This window comes from Janthinobacterium glycogeni (assembly GCF_051380725.1).
In the GTDB taxonomy this organism is placed as follows: Bacteria; Pseudomonadota; Gammaproteobacteria; order Burkholderiales; family Burkholderiaceae_D; genus Janthinobacterium.
Map to the genome: position 1 here is coordinate 1,102,396 of NZ_JBNYXP010000001.1, position 14,226 is coordinate 1,116,621.

The 14,226-nt window shown below is 64.2% G+C and carries 12 protein-coding genes; 8 read left to right on the forward strand and 4 right to left on the reverse strand.

Annotated features, from left to right (window positions below; translation table 11 throughout):
- Positions 1-152 precede the first annotated feature (152 nt).
- On the reverse strand, positions 153-893 hold the full coding sequence (locus tag ACQ4W4_RS05090) for a hypothetical protein (protein WP_436541017.1): 741 nt from the start codon (positions 891-893) through the stop codon (positions 153-155).
- A 536-nt stretch (positions 894-1,429) separates the two neighbouring features.
- Between ACQ4W4_RS05090 and groES the strand changes: the two genes are divergently transcribed.
- The 3 genes from groES to ACQ4W4_RS05105 all read left to right on the forward strand — a co-directional run bounded on the left by groES (position 1,430) and on the right by ACQ4W4_RS05105 (position 4,113).
- Positions 1,430-1,720 (forward strand): co-chaperone GroES, encoded by a 291-nt coding sequence (gene groES, locus ACQ4W4_RS05095; RefSeq protein ID WP_010400979.1) that lies wholly within the window; start codon positions 1,430-1,432, stop codon positions 1,718-1,720.
- A gap of 50 nt (positions 1,721-1,770) precedes the next feature.
- Entirely contained in the window at positions 1,771-3,420 is a 1,650-nt protein-coding gene (gene groL, locus ACQ4W4_RS05100; protein ID WP_128142111.1) for a chaperonin GroEL, read from the forward strand.
- A gap of 183 nt (positions 3,421-3,603) precedes the next feature.
- Positions 3,604-4,113 (forward strand): hypothetical protein, encoded by a 510-nt coding sequence (locus ACQ4W4_RS05105; protein WP_436541018.1) that lies wholly within the window; start codon positions 3,604-3,606, stop codon positions 4,111-4,113.
- Positions 4,114-4,117: 4 nt separating this feature from the next.
- On the opposite strand, the gene ACQ4W4_RS05110 is transcribed toward ACQ4W4_RS05105, so the two are convergent.
- Positions 4,118-5,368 (reverse strand): MFS transporter, encoded by a 1,251-nt coding sequence (locus tag ACQ4W4_RS05110; RefSeq protein ID WP_436541019.1) that lies wholly within the window; start codon positions 5,366-5,368, stop codon positions 4,118-4,120.
- Positions 5,365-5,904, reverse strand: coding sequence for a PadR family transcriptional regulator (locus tag ACQ4W4_RS05115; RefSeq protein WP_436541020.1), 540 nt, complete (start codon positions 5,902-5,904; stop codon positions 5,365-5,367). Before ACQ4W4_RS05115 ends, ACQ4W4_RS05110 begins: the two co-directional genes overlap by 4 nt.
- Positions 5,905-6,004: 100 nt before the next feature.
- On the opposite strand from ACQ4W4_RS05115, the gene ACQ4W4_RS05120 reads away from it, so the two are divergent.
- Both ACQ4W4_RS05120 and ACQ4W4_RS05125 read left to right on the forward strand, forming a co-directional pair.
- Complete coding sequence (locus ACQ4W4_RS05120; RefSeq protein WP_436541021.1) at positions 6,005-6,574, forward strand: GNAT family N-acetyltransferase; 570 nt, start codon at positions 6,005-6,007, stop codon at positions 6,572-6,574.
- Positions 6,575-6,692: 118 nt separating this feature from the next.
- Positions 6,693-8,231 (forward strand): POT-type proton-dependent oligopeptide transporter, encoded by a 1,539-nt coding sequence (locus ACQ4W4_RS05125; RefSeq protein WP_436541022.1) that lies wholly within the window; start codon positions 6,693-6,695, stop codon positions 8,229-8,231.
- Between the two features lie 51 nt (positions 8,232-8,282).
- Here ACQ4W4_RS05125 and ACQ4W4_RS05130 read toward each other — a convergent pair whose 3' ends face one another.
- Positions 8,283-9,914, reverse strand: a complete 1,632-nt coding sequence (locus ACQ4W4_RS05130) for an alpha-D-glucose phosphate-specific phosphoglucomutase (RefSeq protein ID WP_436541023.1) — start codon at positions 9,912-9,914, stop codon at positions 8,283-8,285.
- Positions 9,915-10,043: 129 nt separating this feature from the next.
- Here ACQ4W4_RS05130 and ACQ4W4_RS05135 point away from each other — a divergent pair, with 129 nt between their 5' ends.
- The 3 genes from ACQ4W4_RS05135 to ACQ4W4_RS05145 all read left to right on the forward strand — a co-directional run bounded on the left by ACQ4W4_RS05135 (position 10,044) and on the right by ACQ4W4_RS05145 (position 14,164).
- Complete coding sequence (locus ACQ4W4_RS05135; RefSeq protein ID WP_436541024.1) at positions 10,044-10,577, forward strand: sigma-70 family RNA polymerase sigma factor; 534 nt, start codon at positions 10,044-10,046, stop codon at positions 10,575-10,577.
- Positions 10,578-10,585: 8 nt separating this feature from the next.
- A complete protein-coding gene (locus tag ACQ4W4_RS05140) occupies positions 10,586-11,680 on the forward strand; it encodes a FecR family protein (RefSeq protein WP_436541025.1) in 1,095 nt (364 codons plus the stop codon).
- 87 nt (positions 11,681-11,767) lie between these two features.
- Entirely contained in the window at positions 11,768-14,164 is a 2,397-nt protein-coding gene (locus tag ACQ4W4_RS05145; protein WP_436541026.1) for a TonB-dependent siderophore receptor, read from the forward strand.
- Positions 14,165-14,226: the final 62 nt, after the last annotated feature.

Consider the following 14,226-nt stretch of genomic DNA (forward strand, 5'->3'; position numbering starts at 1 on the left):
CCACTATAGGGCGGACGCTCCATGGGCGTCAATCGAATCACGCCGCTGTCACACATATTTACATCAATGCAGGTCAGTTGCCGTGAAATACACGCTTTTTCCGGCGCGTTTCGCCATCTGCACGCATCCGCCGGCGCCGCGATGGCAGCGTGTTACTCGTCGACGTAATCGGGTTCGATATCGAGTCCGCCATAGCGGTTTTCGCAAGAGCGGCGCGTCAGCGTCTGTTGTCCGCCTTTGCCGTCAAGCACCATCGTCAAGTCGCGGCAAGTGCGGCGGTAGCTGCCAGGTTTGGCGTCCGTCCCCGAGGGCGTCAGGCGCACTGCCAGCGGCGCCGCATTGCCCAGGCCCTTGTTGTTCCACTGGCGGCTCTTGCCATCCTCTTCATCTTTCAGGGTGCGCACGGCGGCCGTCAACAAGGATTTCTGTTCCTTCGCATTGAGCCTGGCGATGGTCACGTCGGACAGGAAGGGCGGAGCCACGACGGGCGCCGGGTCCTTGCCCTGCACATCCCAGCGGCCGCTATTTTGCGAACAGGTGCGGCGGCTCAGGTCCTGCGACTTGCCGGCCGCCGTGACGACGAATTTCAGGTCGCGGCAGACGTGCGCCTTCAGGCTGTGCTCCGTCATGCCGGAGTTACTGAAGTTGTACGTGACTTTCACCGGCACGCCCTTGTCGGCGCCGTTGTCCCATACATGGGCTTCCTGGTCGTCGTCATCCTTGTTCAAATCGTTGAACAAGTCATTGAGCAGCATTTCCTTTTCCAGCGGCGTCAGGGTCGCCACGGTGATCTCGTCGACGATGGTTTGCGCGGCGGCATTGCCCAGGCAGGCGAGGCCGATGAGGGTGGCGCCCAGCAGGCGCAGGGCGGGACGGGAAGTAGTCGATGGCATGGTGTGCTTTCTCGTGCAGGTGGCGATATGTGGCGATATTGATATGCAATTACAATCATCTTATCAAAGTCCATAGTAAAACTCTGTTTCCTGTGCGTACAGGAACGCCCTTCGCCTGACGGGCATGCTAGAGTCGCGCCTGTTGCTGACGCCCGGGAGCAAGGCTTGCGTTTGCGCAAACCCTGCGTAAATGCAGGCTGCGCAGAACGTCTATGCATATCTTCCCGGAGAATAAGCCCTTGAATAAGCCCCCTACCGTCCCTATAATTAGCACTCGTTAGTAGAGAGTGCTAACAAACTCTTTCGTAGCAATCCTCAGGACATGATGGTGTCTGCCGGGCAACAGCAGGGAACGCTACGCGGCGGGCGACGCCGCGATGCCACCACTGCCCAGCGCCGGCATGCACCCGATGCCATGGGGTTTGCTTGACCGTTGCGGGCTGCTTTCAACGGCGGTCACTGAAAGCACGTCTGGCGCTGTGCCAGGCATGTATTCATTTAGCAACACCTATCCATTGAACTTTAAGGAGTTTTGTATGAATCTGCGCCCATTGAACGATCGCGTCATCGTCAAACGCCTCGACCAGGAAACCAAGACTGCGTCCGGCCTCATCATTCCTGATGCAGCTGCTGAAAAACCGGATCAAGGCGAAGTCCTTGCCGTAGGCAATGGCAAGATTCTCGACGACGGCAAAGTCCGTCCTCTGGATGTCAAAGTGGGCGACCGCGTCCTGTTCGGCAAGTACGCCGGCCAAACCGTCAAAGTTGACGGCGATGAGCTGCTGGTCATGCGCGAAGAAGACATCATGGCGATCGTCGTCAAGTAATTGTTTCCACGTTATAGACAGATACATCCCGAAACTCAGGAGAATTGAACATGGCAGCTAAAGAAGTAGTATTCGGCGACGCAGCGCGCGCCAAGATGGTCGAAGGCGTCAACATCCTCGCCAACGCAGTCAAAGTAACGCTGGGCCCGAAAGGCCGCAACGTGGTCCTGGAGCGCTCGTTCGGCGCCCCTACCGTCACCAAGGATGGTGTCTCGGTAGCGAAAGAAGTTGAACTCAAAGACAAGCTCATGAACATGGGCGCGCAAATGGTCAAGGAAGTGGCTTCCCGCACCAGCGACAACGCCGGCGACGGCACCACCACCGCGACCGTGCTGGCACAAGCCATCGTGCGCGAAGGCATGAAGTTCGTTGCCGCCGGCATGAACCCGATGGACCTGAAGCGCGGTATCGACAAAGCTGTTGCCGCCACCGTCGAAGAACTGGCGAAAATCGCCCGTCCTTGCACCACGACCAAGGAAATCGCCCAGGTTGGCGCGATCTCGGCCAACTCGGACTACTCGATCGGCGAGCGTATCGCTGAAGCGATGGAAAAAGTCGGCAAAGAAGGCGTGATCACGGTAGAAGACGGCAAGTCGCTGAACGACGAGCTGGACATCGTTGAAGGCATGCAGTTCGACCGCGGCTACCTGTCGCCATACTTCATCAACAACCCAGAGAAGCAAGTTGCCGTCCTGGACAGCCCATTCGTCCTGCTGTGCGACAAGAAAATCTCGAACATCCGTGACCTGCTGCCGGTACTGGAACAAGTCGCCAAAGCTGGCCGTCCACTGCTGATCATCGCAGAAGACATCGAAGGCGAAGCGCTGGCGACCCTGGTGGTGAACAACATCCGCGGCATCCTGAAAACTTGCGCAGTGAAAGCCCCTGGCTTCGGCGACCGCCGCAAAGCCATGCTGGAAGACATCGCTGTCCTGACCGGCGGCCAAGTGATCGCTGAAGAAGTCGGCCTGACCCTGGAAAAAGTGACCCTGGCCGAACTGGGCCAAGCGAAACGCATCGAAGTGGGCAAGGAAAACACCATCGTTATCGATGGCGCTGGCGAAGCTGCCTCGATCGAAGCACGCGTGAAACAAGTGCGTGTACAGATCGAAGAAGCGACCTCGGACTACGACCGTGAAAAACTGCAAGAGCGCGTGGCCAAACTGGCCGGCGGCGTTGCCGTGATCAAGGTTGGCGCAGCCACCGAAGTCGAAATGAAAGAGAAAAAAGCCCGCGTTGAAGATGCACTGCACGCGACCCGCGCTGCCGTGGAAGAAGGCATCGTGCCAGGCGGCGGCGTAGCCCTGCTGCGCGCACGCGCCAACATCACGGTCAAGGGCGACAATCCTGATCAAGATGCCGGCATCAAGATCGTCCTGCGCGCAATGGAAGAGCCACTGCGCATGATCGTGCAAAACGCTGGCGAAGAAGCTTCGGTCGTCGTGGCAGCCGTACTGGCTGGCACGGGCAACTACGGCTACAACGCTGCCAACGGCACGTATGGCGACATGGTGGAAATGGGCGTTCTGGACCCAGCCAAAGTGACCCGTTCGGCGCTGCAAAACGCCGCTTCGATCGCTTCGCTGATGCTGACGACCGACTGCATGGTCTGCGAAATCGCTGACGACAAGGCAGCCGGCGGCATGGGCGGCGGCATGGGTGGTATGGGCGGCATGGGCGGCATGGACGGCATGATGTAATCCAGGCGGCCGCGCGCGCAGGCGACGGCGCGCGCGGCCGCCACGCCGGGACAGGACAGGCAGACCAAAAGCTGCCAGCGCCTTCCCGGCAGCCCCGAGAGCCATCTTCCACGGAAGGTGGCTTTTTTTCGTCTTGCTTTTTAGAAATTTCAACGATTGCCCGCCTGCACGTTTTGCTTTAGCATGGCCGCCATCGTCCCTCTTTCTCACGCCACCATCATGCCGCCACGCGCCTCTTCTTCCAAAACCACCATCATCGCCGGCATCCTGGCCGGCTTGCTGGCCGCCGGGCTCGGCGCTTTCTACCTGCACCGGCAGGCCGCGCCGCACGATGGCAATGCCCCGGCCGCGAACAGCCAGGCGGCGCCGGAACAGAGCGCGCGCGCCGTCGACGCGCTGATGGCCTTGCCGGAAATCAAGGCCTGGTCGGCGCATATCGAAAAGGCGTCGGGCGGCCGCGCCCATGGCGCCGTGATGGAAACGTCGCCCGACGTGCGCCTCATCGATGGCAAGCCCTACTATGACCTGAACTTTGTGGAAAACACGCCGGACGCGGCGCACCGCTGGGAGAGTTTCGTTGTCTCCCAGGATGGCAAGCGCATCCTCGTCGACGATGTCGTCAGCGGTGAGCTGATCAGCCTGGAACAATGGCGCAAGGACAATGCGCCCATGCAGCGCATCGCCACCCAGTAAGTGCCTACGCCGGCGCCCCCTGCGGCGCTGCGGCGCGCACGCGCGCCACCCACCACACCGTCCACAGCGACAAAGCCGCCGCCAGCCAGCCATTGATGCCATAGCCGCTGATGTGACCGGCCGCGTCCGTCTGCAGGCTCAAGCCGCCCAGCCAGGCGCCCAGGCCGCTGCCCAGGCTTTGCAGGGCCGAATTGGCGCTGAGAAAGGCGCCGCGCTTGTGCGGTTCCGGGATGGTCGTCAGCAGCGCCTGCAGCGGCACCATGCGGCCCGAGACGAGGGCCATAAAGAAGGGAAACGCCAGCATCAGCCCCAGCAGCGGTAGCTGGGGCAAATGGGTCATGAACAGCAGCGGCGCGATCGACAGCAGCGACACCCAGCGGTACACCTGCTGCTTGCCGGCCCGGTCCGCCCAGCGGCCGATCAGGCGCGCCGTGAAGATCGTGGCGCAGCCGCCCGCCAGGTACACCCAGGTGACGTCGGCCGGCGCCAGCCCCATATTGCCCACCAGCACGGGTGAAATGAAGGGAATGACCAGCATGCCCGCCGTCATGTTGACAATCGACAAGGCAAACGCTTGCAGGTGACGCCGCTCGCGGAACAGCGCCAGCAGGTTCGGCAGCACCTGGCGCAGCGGCGTGGGAGCCGCGCCCATGTGCGCCGTGAGCGACGGCAGCACGCGCGCCGCGCCCAGCCAGACCAGCAGCGACAGCACGACCAGCAGGAAAAACGGCGAGGCCCAGCCAAAGTGCGCAGCCAGCACCACGCCGATGGGTACGCCGCCCACGGCCGCCATGGCAAACGAGGTCATGACGATGCCCGTGGCCGCGCCGCGCCGCTCGGCAGGAATCACGTCGCCGATGATGGCCATGACCATGGCCCCCAGCACGCCGCCCGTCAGCCCCGCAAACGCGCGCGACCACAGCAGCACGTGGAAGGTCGGCGCCAGCGCGCAAGCCAGGTTCGACAGGGTAAACAGGCAAAACATGGTCAACAGCAGTTTCTTGCGGTCGAAGCGGTCGATATACGTGGCCGCCAGCAAGCCGGACAGGCCCGCGCACCAGGCGTAGGCCGAGACGGCGCCCGAGACGGCGGCCGGGCCGATATGGAAGGCCTGCATCAGCTGGGGCGCCAGCGGCATCATCACCATGAAATCCATGATGACGGTAAATTGCGTCAGCGCAAGCAGCCACAGCATCGCGCGCTCGCGCGCCGGCGTCAGCACGGGAACGGGCGCGGCCTTCGGCGCGGCCGTCATGCGAGCGCCTCGATCTCGGCACGGGCCTGGCGCAGGATGGCGCGGATGGCGTCCAGGCGCACGGCATCCGGCTCGCCCGCGCGCCCGCGCGCCAGCACGGCCGCCTTCAGTTCGTGCATCAGGTGGCGCAAATCGTCGTCCGCGCCGGCCGGCGCATCGACCCTGGCGGCAATCGCATCGACATAGGCGCGGTTCGCTGCCAGGAAATCCCGTCCCTCGGGCGTGATGCTGTGCAGTTTCTTGTTGCCATCGAGACTGACGGCCACGTAACCGTGGCCCACCAGACCATGCATGAGCGGGTAGATGGCGCCGGGACTCGGGGCATACGCGCCGCCGGCGCGCTGTTCGATGGCCTTGATGATGTCGTAGCCGTGGCGCGGCTTGTCGGCGATCAATTGCAGCACCAGATAGCGCAAGGTGCCCGCGTCAAACATTTTCGGCCCGCGGGCAACGGGATGGCCAGGCGCGCCTGGCGCATCGCCCTGGCCATGGGCTGCCGCGCGCACGGGGTGCATTCCGCGCAGAAGATGGAACATGATGATTCCTTAAGATATATCGCAATAAGATATATCTTATGATCGAAACCACCGCAACGCAAGGTTTACTTTCTGGCATCGAAGCCCGATACTCGCCCACATGCCCGCCACCACCGTCCGCCCCCTCACGCCCGACGACGTTGCCGCCTACCGCGCGCTGCGCCTGGCCGGCATCGCCGAACTGCCCGCCGCCTTCTGCACCACGCATGCGGCGGAAAGCGGCTTGCCGCTGGCACGGATAGCCGAGCGCTTGCGTGTCACTTCATACCAAATAATATTTGGCGCTTTCGACAAGGAACAACTGATCGCCATTGCCGGCCTGCGCCGCGAGCCGATCGCCGTCGTGCATGACAAGGCCAGCCTGTGGGGCGTGTATGTGGCACCGCAGGCGCGCGGGCGCGGCGCGGCACGGCAACTGGTGCAGGCGGCCATCGCCCATGCCTGCGCCATTCCCGAACTGGCCCGCGTGCGCCTGGCCGTGGCGCAGGACAACCACGCGGCGTTGACCCTGTACCTGGGCTGCGGCTTTACCGTGGCGGACGGCCCCGCAGCGGACGGCATGCTGCAAATGCAGCTCATGCTGCCCCGCCCGGCGCGTGCCAGTGTCAGTGCAAGTGCCGAAAGTAATGTCTTTATGAAAATCAATACCTTACAAATCCCTGCGAAATAGCGGACAGGCCGTTTTTTCTGTTGCAAGCAAACGCGGCAGGCCTTAGCATCGCGGCTTACAAAAAAAACTTGGGGGAGAGCCAATGTCATCGGCCGAGACACAAACCGCCACGGGCAAAATGCCGCGGCAAATACCGTACATCATCGCCAACGAAGGCTGCGAACGCTTCAGCTTTTACGGCATGCGCAACATCCTGACGCCATTCCTCATCAGCACCCTGCTGCTGATGATCCCGATCGACCAGCGCACGGGCGAAGCCAAGCACGTGTTCCACACCTTCGTCATCGGCGTGTATTTCTTCCCGCTGCTGGGCGGCTGGCTGGCCGACCGCTTCTTCGGCAAATACAACACCATCTTCTGGCTCAGCCTCGTGTATTGCGCCGGCCACGCCTGCCTGGCCCTGTTTGAAAACAGCGTCAACGGCTTCTATTTCGGCCTGTTCCTGATCGCCTTCGGTTCCGGCGGCATCAAGCCGCTCGTCGCGTCCTTCGTCGGCGACCAGTTCGACCAGACCAACAAGCACAAGGCCAAGCTGGTGTTCGACCTGTTCTACTGGATCATCAACTTCGGCTCCTTCTTCGCCTCGCTGCTGATGCCGATGTTCCTGCGCGACTTCGGTCCGTCGATCGCCTTCGGCATTCCCGGCCTGATGATGCTGGCCGCCACCATCGTCTTCTGGATGGGCGCCAAGAAATACGTGCACGTGCCGCCGGCGCCGCCGAATCCCGATTCGTTCACCCGCGTGGCCCGCACGGCCCTGCTGGCGCGCATCGACGGCGGTTCGCGCCCTGGCCTGTACGTGGCGTATGTCGGCGTGATCGGCGCCCTGTATGCGTTCTACAGCATCCCGGAATGGGGCTTCGTGATTTCCGCGTGTACCGCGCTGGTCCTGCTGCTGGCCTTCGGCAGCATCGGCACGGCCATGCAGCTGGAACGCGCGCGCGGCATCCACCCGGACGAAGCCGTCGAAGGCGTGCGCGCCGTGTTGCGCATCCTCGTCATCTTCGCCCTCGTCACGCCCTTCTTCTCGCTGTTCGACCAGAAGGCCTCGACGTGGATCGTGCAGGCGAACACCATGGAAAAACCAAGCTGGTTCCTGCCGGCGCAGATGCAGGCGCTGAACCCGATGCTGGTGATGCTGCTGATCCCGTTCAACAACCTGGTGCTGTACCCGATGCTCAACCGCTTCGGCCTGGAAGCGACGGCCCTGCGCCGCATGACGGCCGGTATCGGCTTTTCCTCGCTGGCCTGGATCGTCATCGGCTTGCTGCAACTGGCCCTCGACAGCGGCAACGCCGTCTCCATCATGTGGCAGATCCTGCCGTATGCCCTGCTGACGTTCGGCGAAGTGCTGGTCTCGGCGACAGGACTGGAGTTTGCGTACAGCCAGGCGCCCGTCTCGATGAAGGGCGCCATCATGAGCTTCTGGAATCTGTCGACCACGGTGGGCAACCTGTGGGTGCTGATCGTCAACCGCAGCGTCATGAACGAAGGCGTGATCGGCAAGATCGCCGAAAGCGGCATCAGCGTGACGGCCTTCCAGATGTTCTTCTTCGCCGCCTTCGCCGCCGTCGCGATGCTGGCCTTCGGCCTGTATGCGAAGCGCTACAAGATGGTCGACAACTACCGCCAGACGGCCATCCCGGCAAAAGCGTGATGGCAGTTTAATCAGCCGCAATGAAGAAGGGCGCCCTCGGGCGCCCTTTTTTTACGTCGTCACGGTCGGCGCGTCGCGCCCCGTGCGCTCGCGGATCTGCGCCACCTGCTCGGCCACGGCGATCAGTCCCGCCAGCGCTTGCTGGCTCGGGATGTCATGCTGCGCGGGATCGGCTGCGTAGCGCTCCAGGTACAGGCGCAGGGTGGCGCCTTCGGTGCCCGTGCCGGACAGGCGCAGCACGATGCGCGCGCCGTCCGTCATGATGATGCGGATGCCCTGCTGCGTCGCCACGGAGCCGTCGACGGGGTCCGTGTAGCTGAAATCGTCGGCCAGCGCCACCGTGTAGCCATCGAACACCTGGCCCGGCAGGGCGGCCAGCTGGCCGCGCACGGCTTCCATCAGCTGTTGCGCGCCGGCGCTGTCGATTTCTTCGTAATCGTGGCGCGAATAATAGTTGCGGCCATACGTGGCCCAGTGCGCGCGCACGATGTCTTCCACCGACTGTTTTTTCTCTGCCAGCAGGTTGAGCCAGAACAGCACGGCCCACAGGCCATCCTTTTCGCGCACGTGGTTCGAGCCGGTGCCGTAGCTTTCTTCGCCGCACAGGGTGGCCATGCCGGCGTCGAGCAGGGTGCCGAAGAACTTCCAGCCCGTCGGCGTCTCGTAGCAGGGGATGCCCAGCGCGCTGGCGACGCGGTCGGCCGCTCCCGACGTCGGCATGGAGCGGGCGATGCCCTTCAAGCCGGCGCGGTAGCCGGGCGCCACGCTGGCATTGGCGGCCAGGATGGCCAGGCTGTCCGACGGCGTGACGTCGAAGCGCCGGCCGACGATCATGTTGCGGTCGCCGTCGCCGTCCGAGGCGGCGCCGAAATCCGGCCCATCGCCGGCCGCCATGATGGCGATCAATTCCTGCGCGTTGACGGGGTTCGGGTCGGGATGGCCGCCGCCGAAGTCTTCCAGGGGCACGCCGTTGATGACGCTGCCCTTGGTCGCGCCCAGCATGCCTTCCAGGATGGCCGTCGCATACGGGCCGGAAACGGCGTGCATGCCGTCAAAGCAGATGCGCAGGCCGCCCGCGAACAGGGCGCGGATGGCGTCGAAGTCGAACAGCTGCTGCATCAGCTCCGCGTAATCAAGAACAGGATCGATCACTTCGACCGTCATCTGCTCGATGCGCACAGTGCCCAAGGCGTCCAGGTCAATGTCGGCCGCGTCGCTGATGCGGTATTCGGTGATCGTTTGCGTGCGCGCAAACATGGCTTCCGTGACCTTTTCGGGCGCCGGACCGCCATTGGCGATGTTGTACTTGATGCCGAAATCGCCATCGGGGCCGCCCGGATTATGGCTGGCCGACAGAATGAGGCCGCCGCTGGCGCCATGCTTGCGGATCACACAGCTGACGGCCGGCGTCGACAGGATGCCGCCCTGCCCCAGCAGCACGCGCGCGTAGCCGTGCGCGGCCGCCATGCGCAGCACCGTCTGGATGGCCGCGCGGTTGTAGAAGCGGCCGTCGCCGCCCAGCACCAGGGTCTGGCCGCGGCAGTCGCCGAGCGTGTCGAACACGCTTTGCACGAAGTTTTCCATGTATTGCGGGGCGCTGAAGACCGCCACCTTCTTGCGCAAGCCCGACGTGCCGGGGCGCTGGCCGGCAATCGCTGCCGTATTAATAATTTGAATAGCCATCTTGCCTCCCTGTTAACTTCCCATGTTAACCGATGCCGGCCGCCCGGCAAAGCGTTGTACGCCTGCCACGGTGCGGCAAGCCGCTTAACGCCGCATCCCGGCCTATCGTATAATGAGAATCATTCTCATATGCGGCATTCCTGGCTGCGGACTCATACATCGGACGCCGTGGTTGCACGCTATTACCAAGAACTATTGAACTTTTGCTGGCGCAGCTTGCGCAACCGCGAGGCTGCCTTGGACCTGGTGCAGGAAAGCTATGCGCGCGTGCTGGGCGAACAGGCCGTGCGCGAACCGCGCGCGCTGCTGTACCGCACGGCGCGCAACCTGATGATCGACCAGCATCGCCGCGCCGCCCTGCGCCAGCACGAGCAACTTGACGCCCTGCCGGAAGCCGCGCATCCGGCAGGGCCGCTGCAGTTGCAGCCGGAACAGGAGCTCGAAAGCAGCCAGGACTGGCAAGCCTGCGTGGCCGCCATCGACGCCCTGCCGCCCCGCTGCCGCGACGCCTTCGTGCTGCACGTGTTCGAGGAATTGCCGCACGCGCAGATCGCCGCGCGCATGGGCATTTCCGTGAGCATGGTGGAAAAACATATCGCACGGGGCATGCTCAGTTGCCAGGCGCAGTTGCAGCAGTTGCATTCCTTGCGGGAAGCCACATAATGGCGCCCATGACCGCCCAACCGCCCCGCCATGATTTCGGCCCCTCCGCCCAGGAGCAGGCGGACTTGCGCGAGCACGCCGCTTTTACCGCCGCACAAGACCCGCTGGCGCTGGCGGCCGCCACCTGGTTCAGCCGGCGCAAGAACCTTGATGTGCAGCAACAGGCCGAGTTCGCCGCCTGGCTGGCGGCCGATGCGCGTCACGCCCAAGAATATGCGCGGCTCAAAGACACGCACCGCGCCGTGCGCCGGATTCCAGCACACGTCGCCGCGCGCTGGACGGTGCCCCAGCCTTCCCCTGCGCCAGTGTCCGCTCCCGCCCGGCACTGGCTGCGCACCCTGCCGTATGCGGCGGCCGCCATGCTGCTGCTCGGCGTGGGCGCGGGCGGCTACCATTGGTGGCAGCAACCCGTCTTCAGCCATTCGTACGCCACCGTGCGCGGGCAGCGCCTGGCCGTCGCCCTGCCCGACGGCAGCCAGGTGCAGCTCGACACGGCCACGCAGCTGCACGTCACCGTGTACCGCCAGCGGCGCGAAGTGCGCCTGGCGCAGGGCGAAGCGCTGTTCCAGGTGCAAGCGAAGCAGGGCCAGCCCTTCGACGTGCTCAGCGGCCCTTTGACGGTGACGGTGGTGGGCACGCAGTTTGCCGTGCGCAATACACTCGCACACGATGGCCAGCTGCGCGTGGCCGTGCAGCATGGCCATGTGCGCGTGGCGGGCGCGCGGCAAGAGCAAGTCGACCTGACGGCCGGCCAGGGCGTCGCGGCCGACGCCAGCGGCCGCCTGTCTGCGGTGGCCAGCCTGGCGCCGGACAGCATAGCGCCCTGGCGCAACGGCAGGATCACCTTCGACAACGTGCCGCTGGGCACGGCGCTGGCCGAATTCGAGCGCTATGGCGACACGGGCTTCATCGTGCGCGATCCGGCCGTGGCGCGCCTGCGCATCGGCGGCAGCTTCAGCCTGACCCAGCTCGACCGTTTCGGCGCCGCCCTGCCCCAGCTGCTGCCCGTACAGATCGTGCGCAGCGGCAGCGCCAACGAAATCCGCATGGCGGCAAAAATGCCTGCGCAGGCGCCGGCCATGCAACTGCAACAAAATAAATGAAAATAAGTCGCATTCGCAGGTGAGGATTTTCTCCGCTGCCGCGTCTACCAGGTGAATCGATAACAAATTAACCTGGAGAAATGCAACATGTGGTCCCCTCGCCTCAATCTGACACCCGCTCCCCTCGCCCTGGCCGCCATGCTGGCCCTGGGCACGCTCAACGTGGCGCAGGCGCAATCCTTACCTGCCGTCACACTGGCCGTCGCCGCCCAGCCGCTGGGACAAGCCCTGAATGAACTGGCGCGGCAAGCCAATCTGCAACTGCTGTTCGCACCGGAGCTGGTGGCCGGCAAGACGGCGCCCGCCGTCAGCGGCACGCTGAGCGTGGCCGACAGCCTCGAGCGGCTGCTGGCCGGCAGCGGCCTGACGGCTGTCATCGACGGCAACAGCGTCATCATCCGCCCGGCTCCCGTCGCCTCGGGCAAGGTGGCGACCCTGGCGGAAATCACCGTCAGCGCACGCCAGGACGCGACCATCGATACCGAGCTGACCAAGTCGTATGCGGCGCAAGCGGTGAGCATCGGCAAGGGCCGGCAAAGCCTGCGCGAGATTCCCCAGTCCGTCTCCGTGCTGACGCGCCAGCAGCTGAACGACCAGAACCTGCTGAACCTGGACGACGCCATGCGCGGCGTGACGGGCATCACTGTCGAAGCCAGCAGCACGGGCGGCAACCACGGCAACTTTTATTCGCGCGGCTATGCGCTTGACGCGGTGCAGGTCGATGGCGTGATGACGCCTGCCAGCACGGGCAACGACCTGTCGGCCGGCTTCGGCCTGGCCATCTATGACCGGGTGGAAGTGCTGCGCGGACCGGCCGGTCTGTTTCAGGGCGCGGGCGATCCGGGCGGCACCATCAACCTGGTACGCAAACGGGCGCGCGACACCTTTGCCGCCAGCGGCGTGCTCAGCGCGGGTTCCTGGGACCGCTACTACGCGGAAGCGGACGTGACGGGTCCCCTGAGCGCGGATGGCAAGGTACGCGGCCGCCTGGTGGCCGCCCATGAGCACCGGCGCTCCTTCGTCGATCACGTGTATGCGGAAAAACCGCTGCTGTACGGCACCGTCGCCGTCGACGTGGCGCCCGGCACCGTGCTGACGGGCGGCGTCACCTGGCAGCAATACAAAGGCCGCCCCGCCTTCGGCCTGCCCGCGTATGAAGACGGACGCCTGCTCGACGTGCCCCGCTCCACCTATCTGGACCCGGCCTGGAACCACATCACGGAACAGGTCACCGAGTACTTTGCCGAACTCGATCACAAGCTGGACAACGGCGGCCAGTTCAAGGTGACGGCCCTGTACCGCGAACAGGATGAGCCGTCGCGCAACTTCGGCTGGTCCGACTGCTCGGCCGATCCCGTCACGGGCGACAGCTGCCTGGTCAGCTGGAACTACCGCAGCCACTGGAAGACGCAGGGACTCGACGCTTACCTGGCCACGCCCTTCCAGGCGTTTGGCCGCAGCCACGACCTGATCGTGGGCGCCGACTACCGCCAGGTGCACAAGCATTTCCGGTACGGCGGCGGCGACAATGCGCCCATCAACATCTTCCATCCAGATAACAATATCGCGCAGCCGAGCTACACCTTTTCCAACGGCAATGACAACCGCACCAAGCAGTTCGGCCTCTACGCGCGCACCCGCCTGCAAGCCACCGACCGCCTGGCCGTCAACCTGGGCGGGCGCCTGACGCACTGGGACAACCACACCGTCAACCGCAACGCATATTTCAACCAGTTCACCGACGTCAGCAACAAGATCAACGCCAGGTTCACGCCCTACGCGGGCCTGGTCTATGAGCTCGACAAGCAGGTGTCGGCCTATGGCAGCTACACGCGCATCTTCTCGCCCCAGTCGACCACGGACGCCGCCGGCCAGACCCTGAAGCCGCGCAAGGGGCAGCAGTTCGAACTGGGCCTGAAGGCGGAGCTGTTCGACAAGAACGTCAACGCGCATGCGGCCCTGTTCCGCATGGAAGACGAAAACCGCGTCATGCCCGATCCTGCCAATCCGCTGTTTTCCATCGGCGCGGGCAAGATGCGCAGCCAGGGCGTGGAAGCCGAGTTGAGCGGCAGCCCCCTGCCGGGCTGGAATATCACGAGCGGCTATTCCTACACCAGCACGCGCACCCTGGAAGGCAGCGACGAGCAGAAGGCGCAGCTGTATTCCTTCATCGCACCGCGCCATAACTTCAACCTGTGGACCCATTACCGGCTGGCCGGCGCGCTCGACAAGGTCAGCGTGGGCGGCGGCTTGCGCAGCGTCAGCAGCATGTACCGCCTGAACGGCCCCGTGAAATTCGAACAGGGTCCCGTCACCACGGTGGGCTTGCAGGCGGGCTACCGCCTCAGTCCCGCGCTGGAGCTGTCGCTGACGGTAAACAACCTGTTCGACAAAAAATACTACACGCGCGTGTGGGCCGCCTACGGCTCGAACTTCTACGGCGAACCGCGCAACGCCATGCTGACCCTGCGCGGCCAGCTGTAAACGCCCGCGCTCCCGCGCACGCACGGCCGCCGCCAGGAAGGGGGCGGCCGTGCGCGTTTACA

Excerpts from the sequence above, each read along its gene's own strand:
- ACQ4W4_RS05090 (WP_436541017.1), bottom strand. The coding sequence starts at position 893 with ATGCCATCGACTACTTCCCGTCCCGCCCTGCGCCTGCTGGGCGCCACC.
- groES (WP_010400979.1), top strand. The coding sequence starts at position 1,430 with ATGAATCTGCGCCCATTGAACGATCGCGTCATCGTCAAACGCCTCGAC.
- groL (WP_128142111.1), top strand. The coding sequence starts at position 1,771 with ATGGCAGCTAAAGAAGTAGTATTCGGCGACGCAGCGCGCGCCAAGATG.
- ACQ4W4_RS05105 (WP_436541018.1), top strand. The coding sequence starts at position 3,604 with ATGGCCGCCATCGTCCCTCTTTCTCACGCCACCATCATGCCGCCACGC.
- ACQ4W4_RS05110 (WP_436541019.1), bottom strand. The coding sequence starts at position 5,368 with ATGACGGCCGCGCCGAAGGCCGCGCCCGTTCCCGTGCTGACGCCGGCG.
- ACQ4W4_RS05115 (WP_436541020.1), bottom strand. The coding sequence starts at position 5,904 with ATGTTCCATCTTCTGCGCGGAATGCACCCCGTGCGCGCGGCAGCCCAT.
- ACQ4W4_RS05120 (WP_436541021.1), top strand. The coding sequence starts at position 6,005 with ATGCCCGCCACCACCGTCCGCCCCCTCACGCCCGACGACGTTGCCGCC.
- ACQ4W4_RS05125 (WP_436541022.1), top strand. The coding sequence starts at position 6,693 with ATGCCGCGGCAAATACCGTACATCATCGCCAACGAAGGCTGCGAACGC.
- ACQ4W4_RS05130 (WP_436541023.1), bottom strand. The coding sequence starts at position 9,914 with ATGGCTATTCAAATTATTAATACGGCAGCGATTGCCGGCCAGCGCCCC.
- ACQ4W4_RS05135 (WP_436541024.1), top strand. The coding sequence starts at position 10,044 with ATGCGGCATTCCTGGCTGCGGACTCATACATCGGACGCCGTGGTTGCA.
- ACQ4W4_RS05140 (WP_436541025.1), top strand. The coding sequence starts at position 10,586 with ATGACCGCCCAACCGCCCCGCCATGATTTCGGCCCCTCCGCCCAGGAG.
- ACQ4W4_RS05145 (WP_436541026.1), top strand. The coding sequence starts at position 11,768 with ATGTGGTCCCCTCGCCTCAATCTGACACCCGCTCCCCTCGCCCTGGCC.